Origin of the sequence: Mesorhizobium sp. M7A.F.Ca.CA.002.04.1.1 (assembly GCF_004022805.1) — a bacterium.
Lineage (GTDB): Bacteria > Pseudomonadota > Alphaproteobacteria > Rhizobiales > Rhizobiaceae > Mesorhizobium > Mesorhizobium ciceri.
Map to the genome: position 1 here is coordinate 1 of NZ_RZPL01000135.1, position 10018 is coordinate 10018.

Annotated in this window: 9 protein-coding genes, 1 tRNA gene and 1 pseudogene; 4 read left to right on the forward strand and 7 right to left on the reverse strand. The window is 63.6% G+C overall.

Going from position 1 to position 10018, the window contains the following annotated elements:
• The 5 genes from ENZ75_RS09865 to ENZ75_RS09885 form a co-directional block, all read right to left on the reverse strand.
• Window positions 1-701: SDR family oxidoreductase (locus ENZ75_RS09865; protein ID WP_128278066.1), on the reverse strand; the 701-nt coding region annotated here is incomplete at its 3' end.
• Complete coding sequence (locus ENZ75_RS09870; RefSeq protein ID WP_063169848.1) at window positions 694-1584, reverse strand: aldose 1-epimerase; 891 nt, start codon at window positions 1582-1584, stop codon at window positions 694-696. The genes ENZ75_RS09865 and ENZ75_RS09870, both read right to left, overlap by 8 nt.
• Before the next feature lie 13 nt (window positions 1585-1597).
• Window positions 1598-2548, reverse strand: coding sequence for an L-arabinose ABC transporter permease AraH (gene araH / locus ENZ75_RS09875; protein WP_063169847.1), 951 nt, complete (start codon window positions 2546-2548; stop codon window positions 1598-1600).
• 11 nt (window positions 2549-2559) lie between these two features.
• Window positions 2560-4071, reverse strand: a complete 1512-nt coding sequence (araG, locus tag ENZ75_RS09880) for an L-arabinose ABC transporter ATP-binding protein AraG (protein WP_027164219.1) — start codon at window positions 4069-4071, stop codon at window positions 2560-2562.
• A 70-nt stretch (window positions 4072-4141) separates the two neighbouring features.
• On the reverse strand, window positions 4142-5131 hold the full coding sequence (locus ENZ75_RS09885) for an arabinose ABC transporter substrate-binding protein (RefSeq protein WP_024501894.1): 990 nt from the start codon (window positions 5129-5131) through the stop codon (window positions 4142-4144).
• A gap of 257 nt (window positions 5132-5388) precedes the next feature.
• On the opposite strand from ENZ75_RS09885, the gene ENZ75_RS09890 reads away from it, so the two are divergent.
• Both ENZ75_RS09890 and dgoD read left to right on the forward strand, forming a co-directional pair.
• On the forward strand, window positions 5389-6078 hold the full coding sequence (locus ENZ75_RS09890; protein WP_050596413.1) for a FadR/GntR family transcriptional regulator: 690 nt from the start codon (window positions 5389-5391) through the stop codon (window positions 6076-6078).
• 8 nt (window positions 6079-6086) lie between these two features.
• On the forward strand, window positions 6087-7235 hold the full coding sequence (dgoD, locus tag ENZ75_RS09895) for a galactonate dehydratase (RefSeq protein ID WP_024501895.1): 1149 nt from the start codon (window positions 6087-6089) through the stop codon (window positions 7233-7235).
• Window positions 7236-7427: 192 nt separating this feature from the next.
• Here the strand turns inward: dgoD and ENZ75_RS09900 are convergent.
• Together ENZ75_RS09900 and ENZ75_RS09905 are read right to left on the reverse strand one after the other, a co-directional pair.
• A tRNA-Ala gene (locus tag ENZ75_RS09900) sits at window positions 7428-7503 on the reverse strand.
• Between the two features lie 172 nt (window positions 7504-7675).
• Window positions 7676-8065, reverse strand: coding sequence for a TIGR02300 family protein (locus ENZ75_RS09905; RefSeq protein ID WP_013528180.1), 390 nt, complete (start codon window positions 8063-8065; stop codon window positions 7676-7678).
• 206 nt (window positions 8066-8271) lie between these two features.
• Here ENZ75_RS09905 and aroA point away from each other — a divergent pair, with 206 nt between their 5' ends.
• A complete protein-coding gene (aroA, locus tag ENZ75_RS09910) occupies window positions 8272-9630 on the forward strand; it encodes a 3-phosphoshikimate 1-carboxyvinyltransferase (RefSeq protein WP_013528181.1) in 1359 nt (452 codons plus the stop codon).
• A 67-nt stretch (window positions 9631-9697) separates the two neighbouring features.
• Window positions 9698-10018: pseudogene (locus ENZ75_RS09915) on the forward strand ((d)CMP kinase); the annotation flags it as partial.

The following is a 10018-nucleotide window of genomic DNA, read 5'->3' on the forward strand; positions in this document are numbered from 1 at the left end:
ATCATGAACACCGCAGCCAGCGCAATCTCGCGCGCCGTGGCGATGCGGCCGCCAGGATGTAGCGCCATGGTGTTGGCGCGTGCTGTGGCCGGATCGGCAAAGCTGTTCCAGTAGTCAATCGCCTTCTGGGTTTCGACATAGCCGGGCGCCAGCGCGTTCACGCGCACCCCTTGCGCCGCATATTCGAGCGCCAGCGATTTGGTCAGGCCGAGCAGCGCGTGCTTGGCGACCGGATAGGGAAAGGTGTGTGGGATGATGGTGAAGCTGTGCGTCGAGGCGATGTTGAGGATGGCGCCGCCGCCGCTCGCGATCATGCCCGGCAACACCGCCTTGCTGCAATTCCAAGCGCCCTTGACGTTGACGTCGAAGTTGCGGTTCCATTCCTCCTCGGTCGCCTCGAGCGGCGTCGAGAACACATTGATCCCGGCATTGTTGATCAGCGCGTTTATGGGGCCGATCTCGGCGGCCGCTTGGCTGACGGCAGCGGCAATTGCGGCACCGTCGCTGATGTCGGCTGCCGCATGCCCGACATGGCCGCGCGGCACGGCGAGGCCCGCGACGGTCTTGTCCAGCAGTGCGCCGTCGCGGTCGACCAGGAACAGTCTTGCGCCTTCGGCAAGGCAGGCCTCGGCGATCGCCAGCCCGATGCCTTGCGCGGCGCCGGTCAGGAAGATGCGTTTGCCGGAAAGGCGCTCAGCCATGGTTGTCGCTCCAGTCGAAGACGGTCATTGCGAATCTTGCTCTGAGAACCTCGCCGGGGGAAAGTACCTTGATCCCCATTGGGTCGGCATCGAAATGCTTCAACGCATTTGGGGTATGGCTCATCGGCTCCAGGCAGAAGAAGCTTCGGTCCGTGTCCGGCGCAAAGAGCATGTAGCGGTCGAGCTCCGCGTCCGCCTCGATGTCGATCCCCAGACAGTGCTCCGGCCAGATGATGCGCGCGATGCCGCTCCACCCTTCGAAGCCATTGTTCAGCCAACGGTCGGGCAAATGGCGCGGCGTTGAGAAATCGACATCGGCGGCAATGGCGCTCCTGGACGCTGGAAGGTGCCCGTCGCGCTCTGTCCACCAGGTTTCGGCCGGCGCAAACAAGGTCGTCCGCGGCGTGCGCGGAAAGAATGGATGGAAACCGAGGCCGAATGGCAGTGGAATGACGCCGGTATTTTCGACGGCAAGCCGGAGTTCCAGCCGCGCGCCGGCGAGCCGGAACGACTGTCGCGCATGGTAGACATAGGGCGAGTCGACGCCGCGCGGATGATCGAAGGCCAAATGGAGGCGGTCGACGCGATGCTCCTCGACCTTCCAGTTCGCCTGCCAGCCGTCACCGTGAATATAGAAAGGATCAGTCGTGTTGGGCGCCAGCGTGAAGTTTTGACCGCCGCAGGAAAACGCATTGCCCTCGACGCGATTGCCGATCGGCACCATCGGAAAGCAAGCGCAGTGCACAACGTCGAACTCGGCCTCGCCTTGGTAGGGACGCAGGAATGGCACCCCGTCGGCCGTATGGCCGTTGACGATTGCGCTGCCAGAGGGGCTGATCTCGACGCACAGCCGATTGCTTTCCAGTAGTATTCCAGCCGACATGCCCTGCCCCGAGTCAACGCCGGCCCAAAGCCGACGAGCGCAGATTGTCGAGCAGCACGGCCAGCAGCAAAATAACGCCGCGCACGATGTACTGGTAAAAGGCCGGGATGTTGAGCAGGTTCATGGCGTTCTCGGCGATGCCCATGATCAGCACGCCGACGATGACGCCCGACATGGTGGCGCGGCCGCCGGCAAGCGAGACGCCGCCGAGCACGCAGGCCGAGATGACCGAGAGTTCCAGTCCGACCGCCGCGTTGGGCTGGCCCGAGGTGATGCGCGACGCCAGCAGGATGCCGGCGATGCCGCAGACGACGCCTTGCAGCGCAAAAATCCAGATGCGCGTCCGGTCGACATTGACGCCGGCAAGGCGCGAAGCCTCCGGATTGCCGCCGATGGCCAATGTGTTCTTGCCGAAGACGGTGCGGTTGAGGACGAAGCCGAAGATGAAAAACAGGATGGCGAGCACCCAGACCGGCGTCGGAATGCCGAGCAGTTTGGACAGCGCGAGCTGGTAGAAATCCGGGCTGTTGATGCCGACGGCGCGGCCGTCGGACGCAATCAGCGCAAACCCGCGCACGATCTGCATGGTGGCCAGCGTCGTGATCAGCGCGTTGATGCGGAATTTGGCGATGACGACGCCATTGATGAAGCCGACGAAGGCGCCGCTGGCAATTGCCGCCAAGAGGCCAAGCAGGATCGAGCCGGTGTAATTCGACGCCATCACAGCGACCATGCCGGCAAAGGCGACGATGGAGCCGACCGACAGGTCGAAGTCGCGTGCGGCAAGGCAGAACATCATGGTGCAGGCGACGATACCGACGGTGACCACCGACTGCAGCAGGCCGAGCATATTGCGGTCGGTGAGGAAATTCGGCACCAGAGCCGAGACCAGCGCGAAGGCGACGACAAAGATGACGACGAGGCCCTGTTCGCCGAGCAGGATTTTTTTCAACTGGTCGGTCATGCCAAAAGTCCTCAAGATGCGATCGCGTCGGGGGTTTTCTGATCGGGGAGAGCGGCGGCCAGGATCGCCCTTTCGGCGAACTGGTCGCGGGTGAGCTCGGCGCTGACGCGGCCGCCGCACATCACCAGAATGCGATCGCAGATGCCCATCACCTCCGGCAGTTCGGACGAGACGACAACGATCGCCATGCCGTCCTGCGCAAGCTGGTAGAGCAGTTCATAGATTTCCGATTTGGCACCGACGTCGATGCCGCGCGTCGGCTCGTCGACAATGAGAACCCGCACCCCTTGTTCGGACAGCCAGCGGCCAAGAATGACCTTCTGCTGGTTGCCGCCGGAGAGGTTGATGATGTCCTGCTTGCGCGACGGCGTGCGCACCTTGAGCTTCTTGATGAAGGTTTCGGCGGTGGCGATCTCGCTGGCGCGGTTCAACACGCCGAAGCGCGTGTGATGGCGCCGCGACGAGATGTTGATGTTCTCCTCGACCGAGCGGCCCTGGATGATGCCGTCATGCTTGCGATCCTCCGAACACAGCACGATGCCGGCCCGGATCGTACCACGCGGATCGGTGGCAGGGACCAGCTTGCCATCGACGGTGATGGTGCCGCCCGAGCGCGGATCGGCGCCATAGACCAGACGCATCAGTTCCGAGCGCCCGGCGCCGATCAGGCCGAAGAAGCCGACGATCTCGCCTGCCCTCGCCTCGAAACTGGCCGGCGTCTTCAGTTTGGGGCCGCTGAGAGCGTCGACCTTCAGGCGGACATCGCCCGTTTTTCGTGCGCGAAAACCCCAGATATCCGAAATCTCGCGGCCGACCATTTCGGCGACGACCTGGTCGCGGGTGACGCCTTTCAGCGACGCATGGTGCGCCGCCAGCTTGCCGTCGCGCAGCACGGTCAGGCTGTCGCAGAGCCGGAACACTTCGTCGAGCCTGTGCGAGACGTAGATGATGACCTTGCCCTCGCCGCGCAGGCGGTCGATCAGGGCAAACAGGATTTCGCTTTCGCGCGAGGACAGCGACGAGGTCGGTTCGTCCAGCGCGATAACGCGTGCGTCGAGCATGATCGCCTTGGCGATCTCGACCATCTGGCGTTCGCCGATGGACAGCGTCTTGACCTTGCGGCGCATGTCGATGTCGATGCCGGCCGATTTCAGCTTGGCGCCGACGTCGTCCAGCATCCGGCGGCCGGCGATGATGCCGGCGTTGGCAGGGAAACGACCGAGGCTGAGATTTTCGGCAACGGTGAGTTCAGGAACCAGCTGCAGTTCCTGATGAATGACGATGACGCCATTGTCGAAGGCATCCCGGGTCGACGTATAGGCCTGAACCCTGCCGTCGATGCGGATCTCGCCCTGATCGGCATGCTGGTCGCCGGACAGTATCTTGATCAGGGTGGATTTGCCGGCGCCGTTCTCGCCCATCAGCCCATGCACGGCGCCTTTGTCGACGCCGAACGAGACGTCCGACAGCGCTTTGACGCCCGGATAGGTCTTGGTGATGTGCGAGAAGTCGAGAAAGGACACGGGCAGCGATCCTCTTGTGGAATGGCAAACAGGCGGCGGGATGAGCCGCCGCCTGTTTGTACAGGGAGGATTATTCGATGCCGAGGCCCTGGCGGACCTTCTGGTAGTCGTCGCGCTTGGCGAGTGCACCGGAAGTCAGGATCAGCTTCTCCGGCTCCTTGTTGCTGGCAACCCAGTCATACATGTTGAGCGCCGTTTCGTAGCCATGACGCTTCGGCGAGATGATCACGGTGCCGACGAAGCCGGTGGCCGTCGGCTTCTTGAACTCGTTGATCGCCGAATCCGCGCCGCCAATGCCAACGCCGATCACGCTATCAGCGGGGATGCCGACGCTTTCGGAGGCACGCACCGCACCCAGCACCGCTTCGTCGTTGAGGCCGAAAGAAACCCACTTCTTGATCTCGGCATGGGCGTTGAGCACGACGGTCGCCGCATTGAGGGCAGCTTCCGTATCGGTCTTGGCCTGAGGGGCGTCAAAAATGTTCTCGGCCTTGAAGCCGTTTGCCTTGAGCACCGAGATGGCGCCTTCGACGCGGTCGACGGCGGTCGGCAGTTGGTCATAGGAGACGCGGATGGCGCCGACCTCGTCGGCCTTCCAGCCGCGCGCCTTCATCTCGTCGACGATCGCCTGGCCGACCGCCTCGCCGATCTTGGTTGCCGAGATGCCCATATGCGGCACGTCTTCCAGCGCCTTGCCGTCGGCGCCGACCAGGCGGTCATCGACAGTCATCAGCTTGAGATTGTTGGCGGCGGCCTTGGCGACGATGCCGGGGCCGAGCTTCACGTCGGGCGTGCAGACGATGAAACCCTGCGCGCCCTGGGCGCCGAGATTGTCGATGGCCGACATCAGCTTCTCACCGTCTTCGGCGCCGATCTTGACCAGGGTAAAGCCCTTTTCCTTGGCGGCCTGATCAGCAAACTTCCATTCGTCCTGGAACCACGGCTCCTCGGGCTGTTTGACGATGAAGCCGATCTTGGTGTCCTGAGCATATGCAGCGATGGTCGTGACGGACAGCACGGCAAGCGCGCCCGCGACGAGCGCGGTCTTCAAAAGTCGCATGATTACCTCCCAGCGATAGACCGGGCGCTCAGCCCGGATGCCGGAGTCTCTAATCGCTTTTATCATACTCGTCAATTGATCTGGTATGATAATTAATGTACATGCTCTGACCAGCGATCGCTGGCGCAATTGATCCGCATCCGTTAAGGCCGGACCGGTTGTGCGAAACCAGCGGTTCGCCGCCTTGGAGGAGGGCTGAGGTGACCGGGACTTTGAAGAAACCGCAAGGCGACACAGCCACTCGCCGCCCGCGCGTTATGCCCGACGTGACCAAGGCGATTGCCTCGGACATCTTTTCCGGGCGCTATCCGGCCGGCTCCTCACTGCCGACCGAAAACGAGCTCGGCGTCGAATACAGCGTCAGCCGCACCGTCATCCGTGAGGCCCTGAAAGTGTTGGCGGCAAAAGGGCTGGTGCTGTCGCGGCCACGCGTCGGCACGATCGTCTGCAACGAGGACGACTGGAACATCATCGACCCGCAGGTGCTGGCCTGGCACGCGCCGCATGCACTGGACGACAAGCTCTTCGACGCCATTCTTGAGACTCGCCGGGCCATCGAGCCGCTGGTTGCCGAACTCGCCGCCACGCGCGCGACGCTGCAGGAAATCGCCGATCTCGAAGCCACCTGGCGCGGCATGGCCGGCGCCGGCGAGGATCTCGCCGCCTTCTCGCGCAGTGACATCGCTTTCCACCAGATCGTCTATGCCGCGAGCCATAACCCGATCTTTCGCCAGATCGGCAATCTCATCGACACCGGGCTGAAATTCTCGCTGGAGGCGACGGCGGTGATTTCGCTCGACCGGCGCATGGAGGCCGTGGCGGCGCACCGCGAGGTGGTCGAGGCGCTGCGTATGCGCAATGCCGATGCCGCGCGTGGCGCGGCAAACAAGATCCTCGACCTCGCGGCGCGCGACCTCGTCAGCGCCAAGAAACTCAAGAGCAACTGAGACTGCGCATGAAAATCATCTCGCTCACCACCTACATCGTTCCGCCGCGCTGGCTGTTCCTGAAGATCGAAACCGATGCCGGCGTCACCGGCTGGGGCGAGCCGGTGGTCGAAGGCCGGGCGCTGACCGTCGAGGCGGCGGTCAAGGAGCTTGGCGATTATCTCATCGGCAAGGATCCGCGCCTGATCGAGGACCACTGGACGGTGATGCACCGCGGCGGTTTCTACCGCGGCGGCCCGATCCTGATGAGCGCCATTGCCGGCATCGACCAGGCACTGTGGGACATCAAGGGCAAGGCGCTCGGCGTGCCCGTGCACGAACTGCTCGGCGGCAAGCTGCGCGACTCGATCAAGGTCTATTCCTGGATCGGCGGCGACCGCCCGGCGGAGGTCGCGGCCGGCGCCAGGGAAATGGTTGCGCGCGGTTTCCTGGCGCTCAAGATGAACGGTACCGAAGAACTGCAGATCGTCGACAGCCATGACAAGATCGACGCCGCTGTCGAACGCGTCGCCATGGTGCGCGAGGCCGTCGGGCCCAACATCGGCATCGCTGTCGATTTTCATGGCCGCGTGCACCGGCCGATGGCGCGTGCGCTCGTCAAGGAACTCGAACCCTATAGGCTGATGTTCATCGAGGAGCCGGTGCTCAGCGAAAACCGCGAGGCGCTGAAGGAGATCGCCGCGCTTGGCTCGACACCGATCGCGCTCGGAGAGCGGCTCTATAGCCGCTGGGACTTCAAGTCCGTGTTCGAGGAAGGCGTCGTCGACATCATCCAGCCCGACCTGTCGCATGCCGGCGGCATCACAGAATGCCGCAAGATCGCGGCGATGGCGGAAGCCTATGATGTCGCGGTCGCGCCGCATTGCCCGCTCGGGCCGATCGCGCTTGCCGCGTGCCTGCAGCTCGACGCGGTCAGCTACAACTGCTTCATCCAGGAGCAGAGCCTCGGCATCCACTACAACGCCGCCAACGACCTGCTCGACTATGCCGCCAACAAGGATGTCTTCCGCTACGAGGATGGTTATGTCGCCATTCCCGACGGCCCGGGCCTGGGTGTCGAGATCGACGAGGATTATGTCAAGGAACGCGCCAGGGAAGGCCACCGCTGGCGCAACCCGATCTGGCGCCACAAGGACGGTTCCTTCGCCGAGTGGTGATCCGGGCTGGCTTTCAGACTTCAAGCACTCCAGGAATAATGAAGACTTTGTCCGGCGAGCAGTTGCTCTCGAGAAATGGCTCGTTCGTTCGGTTTGATCGAGGGGCTTTCAGCGGCGTTGTCAAATTGACCATCAAACGCAGATGACCGCAGTGCGGCACATTCATCGGCTGCGAATTGCAGAGGGACTGTTTGGTGGAGCCAATCGGGATCGAACCGACGACCTCTTGAATGCCATTCAAGCGCTCTCCCAACTGAGCTATGGCCCCACTTCCGGCAGTCAACCGGCGCCGTTTCCGGCGAAGAGATCCGGCGCGGGTTGGAGACCGCGCCGTTAGTGCAGGCGGCTTCTAACCCCGCCTTTCTCAGATATCAAGCCTTCGAGAGCCGCTTTTTCTTCACAGACCACGAAAGCCCGCAAACGCCCGCTTTCAAGGCCGATCAGACCTCGTCGTCGTCGTCGCCAACGCCGATCATGTCGGCAACGTCGTCATCTTCTTCCTCTTCGTCGGCGAGGAAGGTGTCGTCCTCGTCGTCGCCGAGATCGACGTCGTCCTCATCGTCGCCAAGATCCGGCAGGTCGTCGCCCTTGACGTCCTCGTCGGCCTCTTCGAGCGAGACGACCTCAACGCCTTCTTCTTCCTCGGCGTCCACTTCCTTCTCGGCCACTTCCTCTTCCTCCTCGAGAGCGGCAATCTTGCCTTCCTCGAAATAGGAACGCGGATAGGTCTTGCCGGTGTAGGGCGAGACGATCGGGTCCTTGTTCAGGTCGTAGAATTTTCGGCCCGTCTCCGGGTCGATACGTTTTGTGCCAAGTTCGGTTTTTGCCACGGCAAGCCTCGTCAATAAAAGAGTGGTCCCCTTAACCACAGTTTGCAGCGCTGTCAAAGCGAAAAGCCGGCGTCACAAAACCATGCATTGAAAGGCCTCGCGTGAAGTGACGACCATGGGGATGACCATTTCGGCCCACCGTGGTACGAGACCGCCGCAACAAATGAAAAGCGCCGGCCCGCCGGCATTCCGTCCAGGGAAATTCCATGTCTCACGCCGCCGCCCCCAAGCCGGCCACCGCCCGCCAATCCCCAGCCCTTTCCGGCATCGCGCGCGTGCCGGGCGACAAGTCGATCTCGCACCGTTCCTTCATGTTCGGCGGCCTCGCCTCCGGCGAGACCCGCATCACTGGCCTGCTCGAAGGCGAGGACGTGATGCGCACGGGTGCCGCCATGAAGGCAATGGGCGCGCATATCGAGAAGAACGGCGACGAGTGGGTGATCCGCGGCACCGGCAACGGCGCGCTGCTGCAGCCGGAAGGCCCGCTCGATTTCGGCAATGCCGGCACCGGCTCGCGGCTGACCATGGGCCTTGTCGGCACCTATGACATGGAGACGACCTTCATCGGCGATGCCTCGCTGTCGGGCCGGCCGATGGGCCGTGTGCTGGAACCCTTGCGCCAGATGGGCGTGCAGGTGCTGAAGGCGACGCCGGGCGACCGCATGCCGATCACACTGCATGGACCCAAGCATGCCGCACCGATCACCTATCGCGTGCCGATGGCCTCGGCGCAGGTGAAGTCCGCAGTGCTGCTCGCCGGCCTCAACACGCCCGGCATCACCACGGTGATCGAGCCGGTGATGACACGCGACCACACCGAAAAGATGCTGAAGGGGTTTGGCGCCAATCTGTCGGTCGAAACCGACGAGCGTGGCGTGCGCCACATCTTCATCGAAGGCCAGGGCAAGCTGACCGGCCAGACCATCGCCGTGCCGGGCGACCCGTCCTCGGCCGGCTTCCCGCTGGTGGCCGCCCTGATCGTGCCGGGTTCGGACATCACGATCGAAAACGTACTGATGAACCCGACCCGCACCGGCCTGCTTTTGACGCTGCAGGAGATGGGCGGCAACATCGACATCCTCAACCCACGCAATGCCGGCGGCGAGGATGTCGCCGACCTGCGGGTACGTTACTCCGAGCTCAAGGGCGTCATCGTGCCGCCCGAGCGGGCGCCGTCGATGATCGACGAGTATCCGGTGCTGGCGGTCGCTGCGAGCTTCGCCGAGGGCGAAACGCTGATGCAGGGGCTGGAGGAGTTGCGGGTGAAGGAATCCGACCGGCTGTCGGCCGTCGCCAACGGGCTGACGCTCAACGGCGTCGACTGCACCGAGGGCGAAGCTTCGCTTGCCGTGCGCGGCAAACCGGGCGGCAAGGGCCTTGGCGGCCATCCCAACGGCAAGGACACCACCGTGCAGACCCACCTCGACCACCGCATCGCCATGAGCTTTCTGGTCATGGGGCTGGCGACGGAAAAGCCGGTGACCATTGACGACGCCGCCATGATCGCGACCAGCTTTCCGGAGTTCATGGGGCTGATGACGGCGCTGGGCGCGGAGATCGGGTGACGGTCGTGGCAACCAATAGCCTTGGTACGTTGGCAGGCCAGCGCCCAACCCTTTCGGCGGTCTGCCAATGACACACGTCTTCACCATCGCCATCGACGGCCCCGCCGGCGCCGGCAAGGGCACCCTCGCCCGCCGGCTGGCCGACCACTACCGCCTCAACCTGCTCGACACCGGCCTCACCTACCGTGCCGTGGCCTATGCGCTCATCCAGCACGCGCTGCCGCTCGACAATGTCTCGGCGGCTGAAACCGCTGCCCGCCAGGTCGATCTGGCAAAGCTCGACCGGACGGTCTTGTCGGCGCATGCGGTCGGCGAGGCGGCCTCCAAGGTCGCGGTGTACCCGCGTGCGGCGCATCCTCGTCGAAAAGCAGCGCGACTTCGCCAAGAC

Bases quoted from the DNA above. Each gene is read 5' to 3' on its own strand.
- ENZ75_RS09885 (WP_024501894.1), bottom strand. From the start codon at position 5,131: ATGCGACTTTTGAAGACCGCGCTCGTCGCGGGCGCGCTTGCCGTGCTG.
- araH (WP_063169847.1), bottom strand. From the start codon at position 2,548: ATGACCGACCAGTTGAAAAAAATCCTGCTCGGCGAACAGGGCCTCGTC.
- ENZ75_RS09870 (WP_063169848.1), bottom strand. From the start codon at position 1,584: ATGTCGGCTGGAATACTACTGGAAAGCAATCGGCTGTGCGTCGAGATC.
- aroA (WP_013528181.1), top strand. From the start codon at position 8,272: ATGTCTCACGCCGCCGCCCCCAAGCCGGCCACCGCCCGCCAATCCCCA.
- dgoD (WP_024501895.1), top strand. From the start codon at position 6,087: ATGAAAATCATCTCGCTCACCACCTACATCGTTCCGCCGCGCTGGCTG.
- ENZ75_RS09890 (WP_050596413.1), top strand. From the start codon at position 5,389: ATGCCCGACGTGACCAAGGCGATTGCCTCGGACATCTTTTCCGGGCGC.